Annotated in this window: 19 protein-coding genes; 12 read left to right on the forward strand and 7 right to left on the reverse strand. The window is 62.0% G+C overall.

Going from position 1 to position 20,594, the window contains the following annotated elements; translation table 11 throughout:
- Window positions 1-216: 216 nt before the first annotated feature.
- The 8 genes from SFY93_RS13215 (at window position 217) to SFY93_RS13250 (ending at window position 7,981) form a co-directional block, all read left to right on the forward strand.
- Complete coding sequence (locus SFY93_RS13215) at window positions 217-1,587, forward strand: PQQ-dependent sugar dehydrogenase (protein WP_320447436.1); 1,371 nt, start codon at window positions 217-219, stop codon at window positions 1,585-1,587.
- Window positions 1,588-1,780: 193 nt separating this feature from the next.
- Window positions 1,781-2,347, forward strand: a complete 567-nt coding sequence (locus tag SFY93_RS13220) for a c-type cytochrome (protein ID WP_320447437.1) — start codon at window positions 1,781-1,783, stop codon at window positions 2,345-2,347.
- 893 nt (window positions 2,348-3,240) lie between these two features.
- Window positions 3,241-4,644: an amidase family protein gene (locus tag SFY93_RS13225; protein WP_320447438.1), complete on the forward strand. Its 1,404-nt coding sequence runs from the start codon at window positions 3,241-3,243 to the stop codon at window positions 4,642-4,644.
- Between the two features lie 14 nt (window positions 4,645-4,658).
- On the forward strand, window positions 4,659-5,135 hold the full coding sequence (locus SFY93_RS13230) for a glutathione peroxidase (RefSeq protein WP_320447439.1): 477 nt from the start codon (window positions 4,659-4,661) through the stop codon (window positions 5,133-5,135).
- The gene (locus SFY93_RS13235; protein WP_320447440.1) at window positions 5,132-5,386 is read left to right on the forward strand and encodes a DUF3297 family protein; all 255 of its coding nucleotides are present in this window, start codon (window positions 5,132-5,134) and stop codon (window positions 5,384-5,386) included. Before SFY93_RS13230 ends, SFY93_RS13235 begins: the two co-directional genes overlap by 4 nt.
- A gap of 198 nt (window positions 5,387-5,584) precedes the next feature.
- Window positions 5,585-6,427 (forward strand): ABC transporter ATP-binding protein, encoded by an 843-nt coding sequence (locus tag SFY93_RS13240; protein WP_320447760.1) that lies wholly within the window; start codon window positions 5,585-5,587, stop codon window positions 6,425-6,427.
- Window positions 6,427-7,209 carry an ABC transporter permease gene (locus tag SFY93_RS13245; protein WP_093760676.1) on the forward strand — a complete coding sequence of 261 codons (783 nt, stop codon included), beginning with the start codon at window positions 6,427-6,429 and terminating at the stop codon, window positions 7,207-7,209. The genes SFY93_RS13240 and SFY93_RS13245 overlap by 1 nt, the downstream gene beginning before the upstream one ends.
- Before the next feature lie 7 nt (window positions 7,210-7,216).
- Window positions 7,217-7,981: an ABC transporter permease gene (locus SFY93_RS13250; RefSeq protein ID WP_068732140.1), complete on the forward strand. Its 765-nt coding sequence runs from the start codon at window positions 7,217-7,219 to the stop codon at window positions 7,979-7,981.
- 141 nt (window positions 7,982-8,122) lie between these two features.
- On the opposite strand, the gene SFY93_RS13255 is transcribed toward SFY93_RS13250, so the two are convergent.
- From SFY93_RS13255 to SFY93_RS13275, 5 genes are read right to left on the reverse strand one after another with little or no spacing between them, the layout of a single operon-like run.
- The gene (locus tag SFY93_RS13255; protein WP_320447441.1) at window positions 8,123-9,106 is read right to left on the reverse strand and encodes a 3-hydroxybutyryl-CoA dehydrogenase; all 984 of its coding nucleotides are present in this window, start codon (window positions 9,104-9,106) and stop codon (window positions 8,123-8,125) included.
- On the reverse strand, window positions 9,103-10,197 hold the full coding sequence (locus tag SFY93_RS13260) for an NAD/NADP-dependent octopine/nopaline dehydrogenase family protein (RefSeq protein ID WP_320447442.1): 1,095 nt from the start codon (window positions 10,195-10,197) through the stop codon (window positions 9,103-9,105). Before SFY93_RS13260 ends, SFY93_RS13255 begins: the two co-directional genes overlap by 4 nt.
- Window positions 10,194-11,732: a class I adenylate-forming enzyme family protein gene (locus SFY93_RS13265; RefSeq protein WP_320447443.1), complete on the reverse strand. Its 1,539-nt coding sequence runs from the start codon at window positions 11,730-11,732 to the stop codon at window positions 10,194-10,196. The genes SFY93_RS13260 and SFY93_RS13265 overlap by 4 nt, the downstream gene beginning before the upstream one ends.
- 2 nt (window positions 11,733-11,734) lie before the next feature.
- The gene (locus SFY93_RS13270; RefSeq protein ID WP_320447444.1) at window positions 11,735-13,018 is read right to left on the reverse strand and encodes an acyl-CoA dehydrogenase family protein; all 1,284 of its coding nucleotides are present in this window, start codon (window positions 13,016-13,018) and stop codon (window positions 11,735-11,737) included.
- Window positions 13,015-13,842, reverse strand: a complete 828-nt coding sequence (locus tag SFY93_RS13275) for an alpha/beta fold hydrolase (protein WP_320447445.1) — start codon at window positions 13,840-13,842, stop codon at window positions 13,015-13,017. Before SFY93_RS13275 ends, SFY93_RS13270 begins: the two co-directional genes overlap by 4 nt.
- A 251-nt stretch (window positions 13,843-14,093) precedes the next feature.
- Between SFY93_RS13275 and SFY93_RS13280 the strand changes: the two genes are divergently transcribed.
- Window positions 14,094-15,266 (forward strand): acyl-CoA dehydrogenase family protein, encoded by a 1,173-nt coding sequence (locus SFY93_RS13280; RefSeq protein WP_320447446.1) that lies wholly within the window; start codon window positions 14,094-14,096, stop codon window positions 15,264-15,266.
- Between the two features lie 37 nt (window positions 15,267-15,303).
- On the opposite strand, the gene SFY93_RS13285 is transcribed toward SFY93_RS13280, so the two are convergent.
- Both SFY93_RS13285 and SFY93_RS13290 read right to left on the reverse strand, forming a co-directional pair.
- Window positions 15,304-16,806, reverse strand: coding sequence for a flavin-containing monooxygenase (locus SFY93_RS13285; protein ID WP_320447447.1), 1,503 nt, complete (start codon window positions 16,804-16,806; stop codon window positions 15,304-15,306).
- 116 nt (window positions 16,807-16,922) lie between these two features.
- On the reverse strand, window positions 16,923-17,372 hold the full coding sequence (locus SFY93_RS13290) for a cupin domain-containing protein (RefSeq protein ID WP_315841244.1): 450 nt from the start codon (window positions 17,370-17,372) through the stop codon (window positions 16,923-16,925).
- 266 nt (window positions 17,373-17,638) lie between these two features.
- Here SFY93_RS13290 and SFY93_RS13295 point away from each other — a divergent pair, with 266 nt between their 5' ends.
- The 3 genes from SFY93_RS13295 (at window position 17,639) to SFY93_RS13305 (ending at window position 20,413) form a co-directional block, all read left to right on the forward strand.
- A complete protein-coding gene (locus SFY93_RS13295) occupies window positions 17,639-18,667 on the forward strand; it encodes an AraC family transcriptional regulator (RefSeq protein ID WP_320447448.1) in 1,029 nt (342 codons plus the stop codon).
- A gap of 88 nt (window positions 18,668-18,755) precedes the next feature.
- On the forward strand, window positions 18,756-19,517 hold the full coding sequence (locus tag SFY93_RS13300; protein ID WP_320447449.1) for an SDR family NAD(P)-dependent oxidoreductase: 762 nt from the start codon (window positions 18,756-18,758) through the stop codon (window positions 19,515-19,517).
- Window positions 19,518-19,570: 53 nt separating this feature from the next.
- Window positions 19,571-20,413 (forward strand): enoyl-CoA hydratase family protein, encoded by an 843-nt coding sequence (locus SFY93_RS13305; protein ID WP_320447761.1) that lies wholly within the window; start codon window positions 19,571-19,573, stop codon window positions 20,411-20,413.
- Window positions 20,414-20,594: the final 181 nt, after the last annotated feature.

The following is a 20,594-nucleotide window of genomic DNA, read 5'->3' on the forward strand; positions in this document are numbered from 1 at the left end:
ACGCGTCAATACACAATGCTAGAGCCTCGGTTCTAACTCTATCAGAACCGAAAAGGCTCTAGCCGTTTGCGGGAATCCGCACAGGCTTGCTCGCGCGTGATGTTTTGATTGCGCAGCGACATAAAAATATCCAACAGTGCGATCCGGAAAGCCTCGGGGGCGGCGCATCTCATGCGCTGCGAGCAGAGAAGGCTTCCGTAAAAAGGGGAGAGATCCATGAGTGTCTACACGTCTGCGCGCCGGGCATTGCTCGCCGGTGCGTTCATCGGCGTCTTTGCAAGCGGCGCTTTTGCCCAGCAGTCCGATACATCACCTGCAACACCGGCTCCTGCAGCAGCTCCGAGTGCAGCGCCTGCTGCTCCCGCAGCGGCGCCTGCGCCGGCCGCACCACAAGCCGCCGCTCCGGCGCCCGCAGCACCGGCCGTTGCCGCCGCGCCTGCACTGCCGCCCGGCTCGCCGCTGATCGGCCGTCCCGATGGCGCTGCCGCAGCGAAACTCGCGCCCGTCGCGCCGCCGCCGATTCCGTCTGCCGCCGACAAGCTGCCGACTGCCAAACTGAAAGTGCCCGCGGGCTTCAATATCGAGGTTTACGCCGCCGGCATGGCCAATGCGCGGTCGATGCGCGAGGGCGACAAGGGCACGGTCTTTGTGGGGTCGCGCCTCGTCGACAAGGTCTACGCGGTCATGAACAAGGACGGCAAGCGCCAGGTGAAGGTGCTGGCCTCCGGCCTCTATCGCCCGAACGGTCTCGCCTTCAAGGACGGCACGCTCTACATCGCCGAACTGTCGAAGATCTCGAAGATCGACAAGGTGGAAGACAATCTCGAGAACCCGCCGAAGCCGACCATGATCTACGACAACCTGCCGAAGGACGAAGCCCATGGCTGGAAGTTCATCGGCATCGGGCCGGACAACAAACTCTATGTGCCGGTCGGCCAGCCCGGCAACAACGTGCTGCATGACGAGGCCCATGGCCAGATCCGCCGCATGAATCTCGATGGCACCGGCGCCGAGATCTATGTGAAGGGCGTCCGCAACACCGTCGGCTTCGATTGGAATCCGACCACGAAGCAGATGTACTTCACAGACAACGGCCGCGACTGGATGTCGGAAGCGGTGCCGGAGGATGAACTCAACCGCGTCACCAAGGCAGGTGAGGATTTCGGCGCGCCATACTGCCTGCAGGGCAATATCCTCGATCCGGAATTCGGCTGGGGCAAGTCCTGCGCCGACTACACCGCGCCGGTCGGCCTGCTCGGGTCGCATACGGCAGCCTTGGGCATGCGGTTCTACACCGGCAAGATGTTCCCGGCGGCCTACAAGGACGCGATCTTCATCGCGCGCCATGGCTCCTGGAACAAGACGCAGAAGCTCGGCGGTGACGTCGTTGTCGCGAAGCTCAACAAGGACGGTACGGTGAAATCCGTCGAGCCGTTCCTCACCGGCTTCATCGAGGACAACAAATATGTCGGCCGCCCCGTCGACGTGCTGCAGATGAAGGATGGATCGCTGCTGGTCTCCGACGACTGGAACGGCGCGATCTATCGCATCACCTATGGCAAGCAGAAGGTGGCGGGCGCGAAGTGACGACGTTTTCTCACCTCTCCCCGCTTGCGGGGAGAGGTGACTGCAACACGCGAAGTGCGTGAAAGTCGGGTGAGGGGGACTCTCCACTTGCTCCGAGCGCGGTGAGAGTCCCCCTCATCCTCACCTTCTCCCCGCAAGCGGGGAGAAGGAATTCGCCACGCCGGAGTTTCAGTATTCAGAAAGTTCAAAGCCGATGCGTCCGTTTGCCGTCATCGTAGCTCTTTTTCTCTCGACGTCCCGACTCTTCGCCGCCGAACCCATCACTGAGCGCGCCGCGCCGTGCCTCGGTTGTCACGGCGAGAAGGGTGTCTCCGAAACCGAGAACACGCCGTCGCTCGGTGCGCAGCAGCCGGCTTATTCGCTGATCCAGATCTACATGTTTCGCGAGAAGCTCCGCGTCGCGGAGCCGATGAACGACATGGTGAAGGATTTCACCGACGACGATCTGCGCAGTTTCTCTGACTATCTCGCGACGCTGCCGAAACCGACAGCGCTGGAGGCGGGCGATGCCGCGCGGATGCAGGCCGCCAAGGCGCTGACCTCGCAATTCCGCTGTGATAGCTGCCACAACGCGGATTTCTCCGGCCGCGACAATATCCCGCGCATTGCCAATCAGCGCGAGGACTACCTCGCCAAGACCATGCGCGAATACAAGGACAACTCCCGCCACGGTTACGATGCCACCATGGCCGATGTGATGCAGTCGATCTCCGAAGCGCAGATCGTGGAGCTGGCGTATTTTCTCGCAAGGGTGAAGTGACGTCGCGCGGGCTCGCCCGCGCGACGTCACTTCGGGGCAGGCCGGGCCGCACAGCGGACCGGAATGAGCCCGGAATCCCAACATGTTCAGCTCCCACTGTCATTCCGGGGCGCGGCCGGCACTTGCCGGACGCGAACCTCAGCCATTCCACTTGGAATGGTGGGGAATCTCGAAGTGTTTTGCGCTGAACAGGTCGAGATTCCGGGTTCGTCTGCGCGAAGGCGCGCAGCCGCCCCGGAATGACAGTTTGGGGCAGGGCGGCAACGCAGCGCCCAAACATTTTTTCCTATTTCTTATTGACAATATCTCGCCATGGATTATTTTCCCCTTCGTCTGGCCCCGATGAGAGGGGCGAGCGCGATCGTCACGTTCGCGGGGTGGGATGCGGTGGACGCCGGAGATGCGGCGTCACGCGGTTTGGGGGTGACGCTGTCTTCGGGCAGGACGGATCTGCGCCAGCACTGCCACTGGCAAGGAGACGGCCGATCTTGGGATGGAAAGACTCCCTGGACAGTGTGACGGACGACCAAGTCAAAACGCGTTCGGCTTACTCGCTTGAGGCTACCCTGTCCCTCCGCCCTGGGACATTAATTTTGGTGATGGGACCGTTCGCCATGGCAGATGTGCAGGCAACCGAAAAAACACCGTATGCGGAACGTCGGGCACTTGCTCGGCGCCTCCGAAAGTCCTGATGCACTCTAGATTGCGGAAGACCGCATTCGCATCAGGCCCAAGGGTGCAACGGGCACCCGGCGTTCCGCACGCCCTCTCGATTGAGGGTGGGAAGGAATGCTCATAGCTCGGACGCTTCGGCGCCGCGAGACTGCGAAATCGTGCCTGATTGGCAATCTCCGGCCGCCTGCGTTAACAAGCGACAAGCAATGGAGCACTGCATGAACGATCTCTGGCGTTTGTCGGCAACTGACCTCTCCGCACTCATTCGCAACCGCAAGGTGTCCGCCAAGGAGGCGACGGTGGCTGGCCTCGCACGGCTCGATGCTGTGAACCCTGCCATCAATGCCGTGGTCGACCATCGACCCAATGAGGCGCTGGCACGGGCGGATGCGGTCGATGCGGCGATTGCGCGCGGCGACGATGTCGGCCCGCTCGGCGGCGTGCCGATTACGGTCAAGGTGAATATCGACTACGCGACCTATCCGACCTCGAACGGTGTGAAGATCCAGAACGAGATCATCGCCACGACCAACAGCCCGGTGATCGACAATCTGCTGAAGGCCGGCGCGGTCATCATCGGTCGCACCAATTGCCCGGCATTTTCCTATCGCTGGTTCACCACGAACCAGCTCTATGGTGATACCAAAAACCCGCGCGATCCCTCGCTGACGCCGGGCGGATCATCAGGCGGCGCAGGCAGCGCGGTCGCGGCCGGCATCGGACACATCGCGCACGGTACCGATATTGCCGGCTCGATCCGCTATCCCGCCTATGCCTGCGGTGTACACGGTCTGCGTCCGACCGTCGGTCGCATCGCCGCCTATAATCAGGCACTGCCCGAGCGCATCATTTCCGGCCAGATCACCGCGGTGTCCGGCCCGCTGGCGCGCACCATCAACGATGTCCGTCTTGGCCTCGCCGCGATGTCGCAGCCCGACGCGCGCGATCCCTGGTGGGTGCCGGCGCCGCTCGAAGGACCGACGCGCGAGAAGCGCGCCGCCATGTGCCTGCGGCCCGACGGGCTCGCCATCACCGCCGATGTCGAAGCCGCTGTGCGCGATGCCGGCAAGCGGCTGGAGCGGGCAGGGTGGGTCGTCGAGGAAGTCGAGAACACGCCGGCCCTGCGCGAGGCCGCCGCCTTGCAGACGCAGCTCTGGTTCGGCGATGGCTATCAGGGCATGCTGGATGCGGCCGAACGCGAGGGCGATCCCGCAGCACTGGTCTGTCTGCGCGGACAGAAGGACAAGCTCAAGGACTTCGAGAATGGCGGCCTGTCTCGCGCGCTGGTGCGCCGTTCCACCTTCGTGCGCGACTGGGAAATGTTCTTGCAGCGCTATGCCGTGGTGCTGATGCCGATGTCCGGAGAGCTGCCGTTCCCGGATCATCTGGATATGCAGGGCCAGGAAGGCTTCGATCGCGTCTGGGCCGCCCAGATGCCGCAGATTGGCATTCCCTTCATGGGCCTGCCGGCGCTGAGCGTTGCCACAGGCCTCGTCGGCCGTGCGCCGACCGGCGTGCAGGTCGTGGCCGGCCGTTACCGCGAGGATCTGTGTCTGCTGGCCGGCGAAGCCATCGAGGCCGGCGGTACCCCGCCGATGCCTTGCGACCCCGCGACGGCCTGAGAGGGATCAGTGCGATGACCGGCATCTCCGATTTTTCTGCGAATGCGCTGTCCGGTGAACCGGTCGCGCTGAAGCAGTTCGAAGGAAAGGTGCTGCTGATCGTCAACACCGCCAGCGCCTGCGGATTCACGCCGCAATATGCCGGGCTGGAGAAGCTGCAGCAGGATTTTGCGCCGCGCGGATTTTCCGTGCTGGGCTTTCCCTGCAACCAGTTCGGCGCGCAGGAGCCGGGCGACGCCAAGGCGATCGAGAGCTTCTGCGAGGCCAATTACCACATCACCTTCCCACTGTTTGAGAAGATCGACGTGAATGGCGCCGGGGCGCATCCATTGTATAATTATCTGAAATCTGAAAAGTCCGGATTGCTGGGTTCGGGGATCAAATGGAATTTTACCAAATTCCTGATCGACCGTTCCGGACGGGTCGTCGAGCGTTTTGCGCCGACCGCCAAACCTGAATCACTGCGAGAGAAAATCGAGGCGCTGCTATGACCGACAACACCAACGCATCAGCCGATCTGCCCGATCGCCTGTCCACCGATCCGCGAAGCCCGTTCTACAATGCCGAAGTGCTGCAGCGCGATGTCGGCATTCGCTTCAAGGGTACCGAGAAGACCAATGTCGAGGAATATTGCGTGAGCGAAGGCTGGGTGAAGGTGCCCGCCGGCGCGGCAAAGGACCGGTACGGCAATCCGCTGCTGATCAAGTTGACGGGCCCGGTGGAGCCGTATTTCCGAGACTAAACGCGGAAAACGCGTTGAAAGGCCCGGTGCGGGACGCTGACCTGTTTGCAGCAGCCGTTGACTAGCAAAAAGGCGTTGCCCGCATAAATTTGAAGCTTAAAGTAATTGCAGTTTCCGGCTAGGCTGCGTCCGTCAGCATGATGGACACAGTCGGGCCGTCGTGATTGCAATGCGTGCATGGCAAATGAAGGACCGGGAATGCAGGTGGTGTCGCTACGTTCGGACGCTCACGCCGAGTCGGAACCTTTGTCCGGCCGCAAACCCGCTTCCGCCATGATCGAAATCGAGCACGTCTCGCAACGCTTCCAGACCTCCGGCAAGCAAAGCCATCTGGCGCTGTCGGATATCAACCTCACCATCGAAGACGGCGCCTTCGTCTCGATCCTCGGACCATCAGGCTGCGGCAAGTCGACCTTGCTCTATATCGTCGGGGGCTTCGTGCAGCCCACCGATGGCGTCGCCAAGGTGAAGGGCAAGGCGATCACGGGACCGGGTCCTGATCGCGGTCCGGTGTTTCAGGAATTCGCGCTGTTTCCGTGGAAGAACGTGCTCGGCAATGTCATGTATGGCATGCGCCAGCAGGGCATGAAGAAGGCTGAAGCCGAAACGCGCGGCCGCAAGCTCTTGGAAATGGTCGGCCTGAAGGGGTACGAGAATTTCTATCCGAAAGAACTCTCCGGTGGCATGAAGCAGCGCGTCGCGATCGCGCGCACGCTGGCCTACGATCCCGCCGTGCTGCTGATGGACGAGCCGTTCGGCGCGCTCGATGCGCATACCCGCACGCGGCTGCAGAACGATCTGCTCGACATCTGGGATACACAGCGCAAGACGGTGCTGTTCGTGACGCATTCGGTCGAAGAAGCCGTCTATCTCTCAGACAAGGTGATCGTGATGTCGCGCTCGCCGGGCTCGATCAAGGAAATCGTCGATATCGATCTGCCGCGGCCGCGCAAGCGTGCCGATCTGCTGCTCGACGCACGGTTCCAGAAATACATTGTCGATATCGAGAAGATGATCGACGACGGCAAGGACCATCTGTGATGACCGTGCGCGGGGTGCTCAAGACACTTTCGCCATTGTTCGCCTGCATCGGGTTGCTGTGTGTCTGGCAGATTGCCTCGCTGCGGCTGGATACCGAAAGCTTCCCAACGGCGCTGGAGTCGATCAAGGCCATTCCGTCGATCCTCGGGGACAAGGGATCGCTGCTGAACATTCTCGATTCTATCCGTCGTATGGCCATCGGTCTCGTACTCGCGGTGATGTTTGCGATCCCGCTGGGCCTGCTGATGGGGCGCATCAAGGCTGTCGCGGCCTTCTTCAATCCGCTGATGATGATCATCTATCCGGTGCCGAAAGCGGCGCTGATGCCCATCATCATGCTGTGGATGGGCGTCGGCGACGTCTCCAAGATCCTCGTCATCTTCCTTGGTGTCAGCTTGCCGATCATCTATCACGCGTTCCAGGGCTCCAAGGCCGTCGAAGAAAAGATGCTGTGGTCGGGGGCGGCGATGGGCATGTCGGCGCCGATGCGTATGCTCCGCATCGTATTGCCGGCAGCACTGCCTGAAATTCTCACGGGTTGCCGCACGGGTCTGGTGCTGGCGCTGATCACCATGATCACCTCGGAGATGATCGCGCGCCAGTCCGGCGCCGGCAACATCCTGTTCAACTCGCTCGACATGGCGCAATACGACACGGTGTTTGCGATGATCCTGATCATCGGCGCCATGGGCATCATCTTCGACGCGGCCTTCGAGAAGCTTCGCCTGTCGCTGGTGCGCTGGTCGCAGCCGCGCGACGACATGCCTCTCAGCTTCACGTGAGCACGACATGAACCAGGAACGCATCAATTCGGTTCTGCTGGGCATCACGCCGATCGTGCTGTTCATCGCGCTGTGGCAGTCGCTGATCTCATTCGGCTTCGCACCGACGAGCTTGTTGCCACCCCCAGGCGCCGTGTTCGGCAAGCTGGCGAAGGACTTCTTCAACGGCGACTTTCTGCACGATATCGCCGCGACGCTGATCCGTCTGTTCGCCGGCTTCGGCATTGCCGTGGTCGTCGGCGTGTTCATCGGCCTTGCGGCGGCGGTGAGCCCGGCGGTCAATGCCGTGGTCAAGCCGCTGGTGCGCGTGCTGGCGCCGATCCCGAAGATCGCGCTGTATCCCGCACTGCTGCTGATCCTCGGCTTCGACCATGCGTCGAAGATCACGCTGGTGACCGCCGACGCGCTGTTCCCGATCCTGCTGTCGACCTATTACGGCGCGTCGATGGTCGAGCAGAAGCTGATCTGGTCGGCGATGGCCGCGGGCACGCCGCGCTGGCAGATCCTGTTCAAGGTCGTTCTGCCGGCCGCAATGCCGTCGATCCTGACGGGCTGCCGCATCGGTCTCGTGATCTCCTGCATCGTGGTATTCTTGGCGGAGATGATCACCTCGACCGACGGCCTCGGTCACATGCTGGTGCAGGCTGCGCGCACGTTCCAGACCGTGGACATGTTCGTCCCGCTGATCATGATCTCGATGCTGGGTCTGATCCTGAACAGCCTGCTGCACTGGCTGCGCAGCTATCTGCTGCGGGGCTTTCCGGAAGTGTGAGGTCGGCTCAGCCGCCGAACTCATCTGCCAATGTTCGTCATGGCCGGGCTTGACCCGGCCATCCAACTATCTTCGGCGTTTGCGGCAAAGATGAATGCCCGGGTCAAGGCCGGGCATGACGAGAGAGTAGAGCGCGGTGTCTCAAAGCACCGGCGGCTTCTGCAACTGGAAGTGCTTCAGCAGATCCACGAATGCCGATAGCCGCCCCTCGCGATAGGCATCGACATCGAGCCCCTCATAATTGAGGAAACCTTCGCCCGTCTTGAGGCCGATGCGACCTTCGGCCATGTTGCGGCCGACGATCTCCGGCGACGCGTAGCGGTCGTTGTTCAGCGCGTCGGTGAGATACTTGCTGGCGTAATACAGGATATCGCCGCCGCCCCAATCGACAAATTCAAGCAGGCCCAGTACTGCGAAGCGGAAGCCGAAACCGTATTTGATCGCCTTGTCGATATCCTCGGGGCTCGCAACGCCTTCCTCGACCATGCGCGCGGCTTCGTTCATGGCCATCGCCTGGATGCGCGGCACAATATAGCCGGGCGAGGCCGAGCACACGACCGGCACCTTGCCAATGCCTTCGAGCAGTTCCTTCACGCGCGCGGTAATCGCCGGATCGGTCTTCGCGCCCGGCGAGACTTCGACCAGCGGCACGAGATAGGCCGGGTTGAGCCAGTGCGCGTTGAGGAAGCGCTCGGGATGGTCGACGGCACTGGAGATGTCATCGACAAGGATGGTCGAAGTCGTGGAAGCGATGATCGGCGAGGGGCCTGCGAGTTGTGATGCGCGGGCCAGCGCATCGCGCTTCTGATCGAGCACCTCAGGCACGCCTTCGAATATGATCGCCGAACTGCTGAGCGCAGCGCCCGCACCGGCTTCCGGCACAACGCTGATGCGTGACACCAGTGTTTCGATGTCAGCTTCTGTGAGCAGGCCGAAGCGCGCCATGCTGGCAAAGGTTTTGCGGATCTCGCCAAGCGCCTCGGCTTCCAGTGCCTTGAACTTGTCGTCCTCGCGCGCTTTGAAGTCGACGATTGCGACATTGTGGCCAGCATAGGCGAAGGCGACGGCAATGCCGCGGCCCATGCGGCCTGCGCCAAGACATGCGATGGCGGCACGGGCGCTCATGCGGCAAAGCCTTCGCGCAGTAGCTTCAGCAGCGCGGCCTGATCGAGATCGCCGAAGCCGAGGCTTGCGAGTGTGCGGCCACCCTGCAGGAAGTTCTCGCCGCAGATCGCGCCGCCAATCGCGAGGAACGCCTTGACCAGTGGCGTTTTGACGCCAGCGAGCTGGGCGCAGGACAGGAAAAACGACAGGCCGGTGCGCAGGTCCTCGCGCATGTAGCGATGCTCGGTGAGCACGATGTGCTCGCGCCAGTCACCGCTGTCGGTGAGACGATCATGCGAGCCGCGGCCATACATCCACTCTTCGCCTTCCTTGGCGTAGTGATCCGCCAGTGGGAAATGTGCGCCGTTGTAATCAAAGGCCTCGCGGATCGCGATGCGCTCAGCATCGAGCGCGTCGGTGACGCGGCGGATCGCGGGCTGCGTACCTTCCTTGTGAATGTCCCAGGTCGGAAAATGCTCAAGCGGCCCGGCATTCATGACGATGAGTGGCGGATGGATAATCGGACCGGCATTCATCAGCGCGCCGGACAACGCATCGCCGCATGGCTCGATCACACCGGGGAAGGCCTTGTCGATGACCTTGCAGGCATAGTCCATCATGTGAAGCGGGAACACGCCGGTCGGCAGCCGCTTGGCGCGGATGGTGATGGCGACCTCGAACGGTCCGTGTTTGCGCGCGAGCCAGGGCAGTGTACCGGTTTCCGCAAAGGCGACCTTCGCCGTGTTACCGGCGTCATGCGCAGCCTTGGCGAAGATCATCGAGCCGAAGGTCGCGGGCGGCAGATAGACCACCTGGCCGTCCTTGAGGTGCGGGGCGATCCGTTTGGCGATATCGGGCTGTGCGAAAGCGGGGGCAGGGCAGAGGATCAGTTCGACATCCTTGATCGCTTCAGCAATATCCGTCGTCACCAGCGTTAGCTGCGTATCGTGCGTGCCCTTTGCATTCTTGACCTTGATGCGCGAGCCGGCCTTCTTGTGTTCGGCCACAGCTTCGGCATCGCGACGCCACAGCCGGACGTCGTGGCCCTGCAGTGCGAAATCACCCGCGGCTGCGAACGAGCCGTTGCCGCCACCCAATACTGCGATCTTCAATTGGTCTCTCCGTCGCTCGGCGTTGCCGCCTGAACCTGCTTCAGTTTGAAATGCTGCACCTTGCCGAGCGCTGTGCGCGGCAAGTCTGTGACGAATACGATGTCGCGCGGCTGCTTGTAGCGCGCGAGCTGCGTCAGAACATGGGCTTTCAGCGCCTCGGCCGTTACGCTGCAATTCGGCCGCAGCAGGACATAGGCAACGGGCACTTCCTGCCATTTGGGATCGGGCACGCCGACGACGCCGCAATCGGCGACATCGGGATGTTCGAGCAATACACGTTCGACCTCGGCGGGATAGACGTTCTCGCCGCCGGAAATGATCATGTTCTTCTTGCGGTCGTGGACCCAGAAATAACCGTCATCATCGCGCGTGCCGATATCGCCGGTGCGATACCAGCCGTCATGCAGCGCCTCGCGCGTCGCAGCTTCATTGCCCCAGTATTCGTAGAACACATTGGGGCCGCGCACGGCGATCTCGCCGGTGGCCTTGGCGGGAAGTTCATTGCCGTTATCGTCGATGATCATCGCTTCGCAGCACAGGCCGGGCAAACCCGTCGATCCCGCGCGCGACAGGTCGCCGCCGAGCCGCGTATAGACTGAGATCGGGCAGGTCTCGGTCGAACCATAGACCTGCAGCACGGGAATGCCGCGTGCCGTCAGACGCTCGATCAGATGCGGCGGTACGATGCTGGAGCCGGTGGATACGGCCTTGAGGCAGGACACGTCGGTCGCAGCCCAGCCGGAATGCTCGCTCATCGCCTGGATGATCGCGGGTACCCAAACGGTCAGGGTGGGTCGCTCCCGCGTGATCGCTTCCAGCGTGGAGTCGGGCGTGAAGCGCGCATGGATCGTGACGGTCGCGCCATGATGCAGCGCAGGCGTCGTCTGGATGTTGAGGCCACCGACATGGAAGAACGGCAACACGGTCAGCACGTGATCGTCTGACGTGATGCCGTGCATGTGCTGGCTCATCACGCCGTTCCATAGCAGCGCTTCCTGGCGCAGCACGGCACCTTTTGGGCGGCCGGTGGTGCCTGACGTGTAGACGATCAGCAGCGGGCAGGAGAGGTCGGTATGCGGATTGCGGCCATCTCCGGAAGCGCGGGACAGCAGTGTGTCGAATGTCTGGCCGGGGGCATCAGGCGCGAAATCGAACGCGATCACGCGCGTATCCGGCAAGTCCTTCGCAAGCGACGGGAGGATGGCCGCAAAGCTTTCCTCGAGCACCAGCACCTTCACCGAGGCGTCAGACAGGATGAAGAGCTGCTCGGCGACCGCGAGGCGCCAGTTCAGCGGCACCATGATCGCGCCGAGGCGGGCGCAGGCATAGAGCAGGACCAGATAGTCTGGCCGGTTCATGCTCAGGATCGCGACGCGATCGCCGCGACCAACGCCGCATTCCGTCTTCAGTGCCTTCGCCGTCGCCTCGATCCGCGCGTTGAACACGGCGTAGCTGAGCGTCTTGCCCTCGAAATGAATCGCGGGCTTGTCTGGCGTGAACGCCGCGTTGTGGGCGATGAGGCTGGAGAGATCCACGATTACTCGTCTTTCTCACCGGCCTCATAGAGTGCCTCGCGGCCGATACGGTCGAGGCAAAGCTCGGCGGTCCAGGGCAGCATCAGCGCACCGCAGCGGCTGTCACGATAGATGCGCTCCAGCGGCAGCGTCTTCAGCATGGCCTGACCGCCGCAGGTGCGGATCGCCAGTGCGGCGAGTTCGTTGGCGCCTTCCATCACGGTGTACTGGGCGGCGTAGGCGCGCAGCACCTGCTCCTTGCTCGGATTGGCACAGGCTTCGGTCACGGCCTGGAACCAGATCGACTTGAGCTGTTCGAGCTTGATCTGCATCTGCGCCACGGCGATCTGCTTGGTCGGATACATCCGGCGCTTGACTGGCGGCATGCCCGGGATTTCGCCGCGGAGATACTTCACGGTGAAATCATACGATGCCTGCGCGAGACCAACGTAAGTCGGTGACAGCGTCAGGAACATGTGCGGCCAGCGCATCGCGGCCTGGAAGTAGACGCCGCGCGGCATCAGCGCTGCATCTTCCGGCACAAACACGTCCTTGAAGATCAGCGTGCGGGAGACCGTGCCGCGCATGCCGAGCGGATCCCAGTCGCCGACGACCGAGACGCCTTCGGACTTGGCGGAAATCGCCAGATACAGCGTGTTGCGGCGCGAAGCCTTCTCACCCTCAGCGACTTCGGTGCAGAGCACGCCGTAGTAATCGGCGAAGCCCGACAGCGACGCGAAGATCTTCTTGCCGTTGACGATCCAGCCGCCTTTGACGGGCTTGGCTTCGGTTCCGAACGCAACGCCGCCTGCGGCTGCTGCGCCGCCTTCGGAGAACGGCTGCGAATAGATCGCGCCGTCTTCGACGATGCGCTTGTAGTGGATGGCGCGGCGGCGGTGCTGTTCGGCGCGCATCTGGTCATCCATGTCGAGGTCATCGGCGAGTGGGCCGGACCACAGCGTCGAGCAGACATGCATGTTCCAGGTCAGCGCGGTGGCGCCGCAATAGCGGCCGATTTCGGCAGCAGCGAGCGAATAGGTCTGATAGCCGGCGCCCGAACCGCCATTGGCTTTCGGGATCGAGATGCCCAGCAGACCCGCCTTGTGCAGGTCCTTGTAGTTCTCCAGCGGGAAGGTGGCCTCGGTATCCCACTTCGCCGCGCGACCGGCGAAGTTAGCCTGCGCCAGCTCGCGCGCCTTGGCGATCAGCCCGGCCTGCTCGTCGTCGAGACGATAGGCCTTCGGATCGAACATCGGCTTGTCGAGGACGATGCTGTCGAGGTCTGGCTTGCTGGCGGGCTTGTTCATGAGGATGACCCCGAAAGGTTGTGGCTGGTTTTGAGGAAGTCGGCGAGTACTTCGTTGAATTCGTGCGGACGTTCGAAACTGGCGAGATGGCCGACGCCCTCGAGTTCGACATAGGTCGACCCGGGCACGAGGCCCGCCATCTTTGCCATCGTCTTTGCCGGCGCGTTGTTGTCTTTCGAACCGGATAGGACTAAAGTCGGTATTTTGATGTTCGCGATGTTCTTGCGCAGATCGAAGCCGATCATCGCCTTCATCGAGGCGCGGTAGGTGTCGGGCTTCACAGACGCCATGCAGTCGCGTGCGAGTTCAAGGCCGGCAGGATCCGGATTGTCGCCGATCAGGCCTGCCACCAGCTTCGGCGCCATCGACACCATGGTCTCGCCACGGTCGAGCGGGCCAAGCCGGGCGTCGATGAAATTCTTCTGCCATTCGCCGTCGGAGCTGCCGAAGGCGGAGGTGGTCTGCGCCAGCACGATGGCGCCGGCGAGATCGGGATAGTCCACCATGAAGCGCTGCACGATCATGCCGCCAATGGAATGGCCGACCAGCACCGGTTTCCTGGCGCCAATCTGCGCGAGGAAATCCTTCAGGGCTTCGGCGAAGGCCGGGATGCTGGGCGTCTCAAGTTGCTTCGAACCGCCATAGCCCGGCGAGTCCCAGCCGATGGCGTAGTAGCGGTCGCCGAACGCCTCGAGTTGGTTACGCCAGCCGCGACCGGCACCGCCGATCCCATGCAGAAACACCAGCGGCGTCGCCGCGGGGGAGCCTTTGGCTTCAAAGCCGAAGCGGCCGTCCTTCGTCGTCAGGGCTGCAGAATTTGGCACGCATACGCCTCCTGTGCTGTCGGACAAGGGTGATCCTAGCATGTCCGAGATATATGAAAAGCGATAGTTTTAGACTTAAAGGGTTGTGGATTGCCTCATCCGGAGGCACGTCGTTGTTAGAGGTTGGGTCTCCGAGTGATGGACCCTGCGCCTTCCGCTTGGCGATGTTGTGAAGTTCGGCCATCGCCCTTGTCCGAAATTTCTTTAGGTTTAAAACAATGTTGATTGCCGATGCATCGAGGGAGGAAGCCATGTCCGATCAGTCATTTTTGTCCTGGCCGTTTTTCGAGGACCATCACCGCGAGCTGGCCACGGGCCTGTCGCGCTGGGCCAAGGCGACATTGCCTGGTCTAGTCGATCACCATGACGTCGATGGCTCCTGCAAGCGTCTGGTGAAGGCGCTTGGCGACGGCGGATGGTTGCGCGCAGCGGTACCGGCAAGCCATGGCGGCATGTTTCCAACCTTCGATGTGCGCTCGCTGTGTCTGATCCGCGAAACGCTCGCCTATGAGAGCGGTCTCGCCGACTTCGCGTTTGCGATGCAGGGACTCGGCACCGGCCCGATCAGTCTGTTCGGCTCGGAAGCATTGAAGTCGCGTTATCTGCCGCGCGTCGCCAGCGGCGAGGCCATTGCAGCGTTTGCACTGTCGGAGCCCGATGCAGGTTCGGATGTCGCTGCGATGACGACGACGGCGGTGCCTGATGGTCCGGATCATGTCCGCATCAACGGCCTCAAGACCTGGATTTCCAATGGCGGCATTGCCGACCAGTATGTGGTGTTTCTGCGCACGGGCGAATCCGGCGCGCGCGGCATCAGCGCTTTCGTCGTCGGTGCGGACACGCCCGGCTTCACGATTGCGGAGCGGATCGATGTGATCGCGCCGCATCCGCTGGCCACGTTGAAATTCGAGGATTGCCGCGTGCCTCTGGCGAACCGTATCGGCAAGGACGGCGAGGGCTTCAAGGTGGCGATGGCGACGCTCGATGTGTTCCGCTCGACGGTAGGCGCAGCCGCGCTCGGTCTTGCGCGTCGCGCGCTCGATGAAGCGCTGCATCGCTCGGTCACGCGAAAAATGTTTGGCCATACGCTGGGCGATCTTCAGCTGACGCAAGCGGGACTCGCGGAGATGGCCACGTCCATCGATGCGTCGGCTCTGCTGGTCTATCGTTCGGCCTGGACCAAGGATCAGGGCGCCGCGCGCATCACGCGCGAAGCCGCCATGGCCAAGATGTTCGCGACCGAAGCGGCACAGACAGTGATCGACCGTGCGGTTCAAATCTTCGGCGGCATGGGCGTGCAGTCGGGCGTCAAGGTCGAGGAGCTCTATCGCGAGATTCGCGCGCTGCGCATCTATGAAGGCGCAACCGAAGTCCAGAAGGTCATCATCGGTCGCGAGCTCATCAAGGCGGCGCAGGCCAATTGAGCGGAAAAGGCGAGCCGATCACGACTCGCCTGACACCTCACGCGGCTGTCGTGTCCGCCTTGTAGTTCGGCGCCGACGCAAGAAACCGCGCATAGGCCTCCGCATCCGGCGGGGTGAATTTCTCTACCAGCGCGCCGCGCCGTTTGCTGGTGGCGCCCATGTCGTCGAGCAGTTCGTCGAAATGCCTGAAGTGATAGGGCGCCACGCATAGTCCGCCATAAACGCCGGCTGCGGGTCGTTCGACGCGCTTGAAATGCAGCATCTTGTCCATATCCGCATGCATCTGGGCGGCGGTCGGCTGTTTCGCCAGCTTGCCGTCGGCATAGCGCACCAGCCAGTTGGCGGCCATTTCCGCTGTCAGCACCGAGCAGAAGCTGGAATTGAAGCCGACAAAGCCCATGTCCGGCAGATCCGGATTGGCGATCACGCGATACAGCCGGTACTGCCCGTCGTCCTGAATGAGCTTGTCGCGATAGTGCTGCGGCAGGAACGGCACGCCGAGTGTGAAGCCGATAGCCAGCACAGCAACGTCAGCCTCGACGCGCTGGCCTTCTGACATCACGATGGTCTTGCCGTCATAGTGATCGAAGGTGCCACGGACCGCCTTGATGCGTCCATCGGCGACCATCGGGAAGAAGTTCGGCGTGGCGATCGGCACCGAGCAGTTGATGCCGTCCTCGATGCGGCCTTCAGGTACCATGTTGCATTTCTTCAGCTTCAGCTGGGTCTTCAGCATGGCTTCGAGCCCGCGCCAGTTGGCCCAGATGAAGGGTTTGGCGATGGCGTGATTGAGCCGCGAGAGCGCAGTCAGGCCCCAGCCCCGAAACATCTCCTCCTGCGCACGAATATAGAGGATGCGCTTGAAGTTGATCAGGCCGCCGATGAAATAGGGAATGCGCCACACCGGCTCGCGATAGACGAAGGTGACGGCGCTGGCGCCGGCATTGACTGAATGCACGGCGATATCGGTGGCCGATTTTGAGCCGCCGAGCACGACGATCTTCTTGCCTTTGACGATAGATGAATCCGTGTGCTCCGCCGAATGCAGGATCACGCCGCCGTCGGCCTTGAACGCGTCCTCGCCGGGGTGATGTAGCTCCTTGCGCTCGTTGAATTGCCCGGTGCAGACCGCCACGAAATCGAATGTTTCCTGCGCGGTGTTGCCAGCCGCATCGCGTGTCTCAAGCGTCCAGCCGGGGAGTCCATCTTCGCGGCGTTTCATGCTCACGACGGTCGTGTTGAAGCGCATCAGCGGGATCAGATTGTGGTCGCGTGCATAATCTGTGAGATAGGCATGGACCTGCGGCCCCTTGGGCCATTCCGGATAGCTCGCCGGCATCGGCTTGTCGGTGAAGCGATAGAGTTCCTTGGGACTCTGGGTCTGCACCTCTGGATAAGAGCGGGCTGGCTCCCAGACGCCGCCGAGGTCGCCGCTGCGTTCAAGCATCGTGACCTTGTGTCCGCATGCTGTGAAGGATTTGGCGGCGGCAAGGCCGGCGATACCGGCGCCGATGACGCAAACGCTCTTCTGTTTGACCATGGCTCGTCTCCTGTCTGAATGCGGCGTTGGATCGCGGACGTGCGGGTTCGCGCGCGCAGACGGACATCTGCGCGAAACGTTCGCGTGGAGTGTTGAGTGCCGTTCGGCTGTTGAGCCTAGTCGTTGGCTTCCGGTGGCAGGAAGTTCACTTCATGCTCGGCGGAGACCCGCACGATGGCTTCGATATCGCTCATATTGTGCAATTGCTTGAACAGGGCTTCGAGCTTCTGTGTCGGCGAGACCCAGAACAGCGCGCGGGCGGGCTTGTCCGATTTGTTGAAATAGCCATGCGGAATGCCGCGGGGCAGGCGGACCAGATCGCCGGCATGGGCGCGGACCCACTGGCCGTCGAGCTTGAGGTCGAGAATACCCTCCTGAACCAGGATGAACTCTTCCTGGGTCGGATGGATATGCACCGGCACGAACTGGCCGGGATCGCTGTTGGTCTCGAAAGCAAAGGTGGAGTCGGTCACGGCCTTCGGGAAATAGACCTGTCCAAGGATATTCCACGTGGTGCCGCCATATCCGGTGCCGTTCTGGGTAATGCCTTTTTCAAGTGCCGCCATGGTTCTGCTCCCTTGGGTTTCACGTCTGCAAGGATGCTGCGTGACCTCGGGGCTTGTCTCTAGCCGTTGAACGAATCCGCTATCCGAACGACGAAATAATTACCGGTGCAGGCGGGGCGCGCGTACGCTGCGCCGCACACTCATCTTGGAAGACGCCGGCCTGCGCATTCGTTGTGCAGCACGGCAATATTTGCGGCGGGGTGCCGACTATGCGGCGTGACGGGACATGGATAGTCTAGGCTTCAAATAACGCAGGCGATCGGACCATGGTGTTGGACGCAGCCGTATCAGGGAATGCCCAGCCGGCCCGCGCTGCAAGGCTTGCGGCGTTCTCTCGCGTTTTCACCAGGGATATCGACGAGGCTGCCGATTCGATCGGGCGCATCTTCTGCCCGCATGCGCTCGATCCCTTGCAGCGCTCCTGGCCGGATTTTCACGCGCTCCATAACTGTGCCGCGTTCGATGGCTTCTCGGTGAACTATGTGTCCTATGGCGGTTCGGTATCGATCGATCCCGGCTGTCTCGATCGCTTCTTCCTGCTGCAGATACCAATGCATGGCGGTGCCCGGATCAATACCGGTGGCCGGACGATCGAGGTGTCGGCAGGGCGTTTCGCTTCCTTGCTGTCGCCGACCATGCCGACAAAGATGGTCTGGCAGGACGATTGCGCCAAGCTGATCCTGCTGGTCGAACGGCGGCTCGTAGAAGAGCGCGCGGCGGCGCTGGCGGAAAGATCCGGAGCGGTCATCGAGTTTGATCCGGAGGTCGACCTCAATACGCCGTTCGGTCTCGCGATCCGGTCCCAGATCGAATACCTCGTTGATCTCGCGGAGCATCGCGGACCAGGGCAGCAGATTTCGCCCATGATGGCGGCGATCCTGCGTGACTCCGTGATTGGATTGTTGCTGACCGGTCAGCGTCATACGCTCACCGACACCATCGACCGCACCCTTGCGCGCCTTGGTCCGCTGCCATCGGTGCTGAGAAAGGCACGGGACTATCTTGAGGCTCATGCCACTGAGCCGCTCGATCTCGATCGGCTCTCGCGCGCAGCTGGCATCGGGATACGTTCGCTGCAGCTCGGCTTCCAGAAGCATTTCGGCATGTCGATTTCCGATGCGCTGCTCGATATCCGGCTGACGCATTTGAATGCACGATTGCTGCGGGCTGCGCCGGGCGAGCGGGTCATCGATATGGCCTTCGATCTCGGCTTTACCCATCCGAGCCGGATGGCCAGCTTCTACCGTGCCCGTTACGGCGAGAGCCCATCGGATACGCTCCGCCGGAGCCGCTAGAGCCAGCTCGTGCGCCCCGCTTTCTTGCAAAAGCTTGAAGTTTAAAATATATCGGATGAGCTCATGGAGAGCTCGCGGAAGGTCACGCATGTCCGGATTGTCTCGCTCCTCCCACGCTCTGGTGACCGGTGGCGGCCGCGGCATCGGCCGCGCCATTGCGGCATCACTGGTGCGAGCTGGCGCGACCGTCACCATCATGGGCCGCAATCTTGCAGTGCTGGACGAGGTGGTCGCGGCCGGTGACGCGCATTATGCGATCATGGCTGATGTGTCCGATCAGGCTGCGCTGAATGCCGCGATAGCGGACGCGGCGAAACGCCAGCCGATCGATATTCTGGTGGCAAATGCGGGCGCTGCGGAGTCTGCCCCATTCGTGAAATCGGATGCAGCGCTGTTCCAGCGCATGATGGATGTGAATTTCATGGGCGTCGTCTATGCAACGCAGGCTGTGCTGCCCGAGATGGTCAAGCGAAAGAGTGGCCGCATCGTTGCGATTGCTTCGACGGCTGGCCTGAAGGGCTATGGTTATGTGAGCGCCTATAGCGCTGCGAAGCACGCCGTTATCGGTCTGGTACGTTCGGTGGCGCTGGAAGTCGCGAAAAGCGGTGTCACTGTGAATGCTGTGTGCCCAGGCTTTACCGAGACTGATCTGCTCGAAGGCAGCATCGACAACATCATGAGCAAGACTGGCCGTACGCGCGAACAAGCTGTTGCCGAATTGGCCAAGCATAATCCGCAGGGCCGTCTGGTGACGTCGGGCGAAGTCGCTGACGCGGTGCTGTGGCTGTGCGGCACTGGCGCCAGTTCCATCACCGGCCAGAGCATCGCCGTCGCCGGCGGCGAAGTCTGATCGATACGCAACAACAAGAACCGAACGAATTACTGGGAGCCAATATGTCAGTCATGGTCAAGAACAAGGTCGCCAATCCCGTCACGCTGCCGCTGGCCGAGTTCAAGCCTGAGCATTTCCTGCTGGCGGTGGCCGATGGCATCGCAACGGTGACGCTGAACCGGCCCGAGCGTAAAAACCCGCTGACCTTCCAGAGCTACCGCGAACTGACCGATTTCTTCCGTGCCTGCGCGATGGATGACGACGTCAAGGTCGTGGTCGTTACCGGCGCCGGCGGCAATTTCTCGTCGGGCGGCGACGTGTTCGAAATCATCGGTCCCCTGATCGAGATGAATACCAAGGATCTCACCGCCTTCACGCGCATGACCGGCGATCTGGTCAAGGCGATGCGCGCCTGCCCGCAGCCGATCATCGCCGCAGTGGAAGGCATCTGCGCCGGCGCCGGCGCCATCATGGCGATGGCCTCCGACATGCGTCTGGCTGCGACCGGCGCCAAGGTCGGCTTCCTGTTCAACAAGGTAGGTCTCGCCGGCTGCGACATGGGTGCTTGCGCGATCCTGCCGCGCATCATCGGCCAGTCCCGTGCGTCGGAGCTGCTCTATACCGGCCGTTTCATGACGGCCGAGGAGGGCGAGCGCTGGGGCTTCTTCAGCCGCATCGTCGCGCCTGCGGAGGTGCTGAGCCAGTCACAGACACTGGCCAAGCAGATTTCCGAGGGCCCGACCTATGCCAACACCATGACCAAGCGAATGCTGTCGATGGAATGGGCGATGTCGGTGGAAGAGGCGATCGAAGCCGAGGCCGTGGCGCAGGCGCTGTGCATGACCACCGAGGATTTTGCCCGGGCGTTCCATGCCTTTGCCAACAAGCAGAAGCCGAAGTTTGAGGGTAATTGAGACACACGCACCGTCATGCCCGGGCTTGACCCGGGCATCCATCTTTGGCGGCAATGCGGGTGGTAAGATGGATGGCCGGGTCAGGCCCGGCCATGACAGAGTTTCAACAAGTCGCCTCGCGCGGGCGCGAGCAAATTCAAGATGCATCGCGCCGACTGATAATTTGATGTGCATCAAAGCT

This window comes from Tardiphaga sp. 42S5 (genome assembly GCF_034044155.1).
GTDB lineage: Bacteria > Pseudomonadota > Alphaproteobacteria > Rhizobiales > Xanthobacteraceae > Tardiphaga > Tardiphaga robiniae.

What these genes read in the sequence shown, in the direction of transcription:
- SFY93_RS13215 (WP_320447436.1), top strand. Translation starts at nt 217, where the DNA reads ATGAGTGTCTACACGTCTGCGCGCCGGGCATTGCTCGCCGGTGCGTTC.
- SFY93_RS13220 (WP_320447437.1), top strand. Translation starts at nt 1,781, where the DNA reads ATGCGTCCGTTTGCCGTCATCGTAGCTCTTTTTCTCTCGACGTCCCGA.
- SFY93_RS13225 (WP_320447438.1), top strand. Translation starts at nt 3,241, where the DNA reads ATGAACGATCTCTGGCGTTTGTCGGCAACTGACCTCTCCGCACTCATT.
- SFY93_RS13230 (WP_320447439.1), top strand. Translation starts at nt 4,659, where the DNA reads ATGACCGGCATCTCCGATTTTTCTGCGAATGCGCTGTCCGGTGAACCG.
- SFY93_RS13235 (WP_320447440.1), top strand. Translation starts at nt 5,132, where the DNA reads ATGACCGACAACACCAACGCATCAGCCGATCTGCCCGATCGCCTGTCC.
- SFY93_RS13240 (WP_320447760.1), top strand. Translation starts at nt 5,585, where the DNA reads ATGCAGGTGGTGTCGCTACGTTCGGACGCTCACGCCGAGTCGGAACCT.
- SFY93_RS13245 (WP_093760676.1), top strand. Translation starts at nt 6,427, where the DNA reads ATGACCGTGCGCGGGGTGCTCAAGACACTTTCGCCATTGTTCGCCTGC.
- SFY93_RS13250 (WP_068732140.1), top strand. Translation starts at nt 7,217, where the DNA reads ATGAACCAGGAACGCATCAATTCGGTTCTGCTGGGCATCACGCCGATC.
- SFY93_RS13255 (WP_320447441.1), bottom strand. Translation starts at nt 9,106, where the DNA reads ATGAGCGCCCGTGCCGCCATCGCATGTCTTGGCGCAGGCCGCATGGGC.
- SFY93_RS13270 (WP_320447444.1), bottom strand. Translation starts at nt 13,018, where the DNA reads ATGAACAAGCCCGCCAGCAAGCCAGACCTCGACAGCATCGTCCTCGAC.
- SFY93_RS13280 (WP_320447446.1), top strand. Translation starts at nt 14,094, where the DNA reads ATGTCCGATCAGTCATTTTTGTCCTGGCCGTTTTTCGAGGACCATCAC.
- SFY93_RS13285 (WP_320447447.1), bottom strand. Translation starts at nt 16,806, where the DNA reads ATGGTCAAACAGAAGAGCGTTTGCGTCATCGGCGCCGGTATCGCCGGC.
- SFY93_RS13290 (WP_315841244.1), bottom strand. Translation starts at nt 17,372, where the DNA reads ATGGCGGCACTTGAAAAAGGCATTACCCAGAACGGCACCGGATATGGC.
- SFY93_RS13295 (WP_320447448.1), top strand. Translation starts at nt 17,639, where the DNA reads ATGGTGTTGGACGCAGCCGTATCAGGGAATGCCCAGCCGGCCCGCGCT.
- SFY93_RS13300 (WP_320447449.1), top strand. Translation starts at nt 18,756, where the DNA reads ATGTCCGGATTGTCTCGCTCCTCCCACGCTCTGGTGACCGGTGGCGGC.
- SFY93_RS13305 (WP_320447761.1), top strand. Translation starts at nt 19,571, where the DNA reads ATGGTCAAGAACAAGGTCGCCAATCCCGTCACGCTGCCGCTGGCCGAG.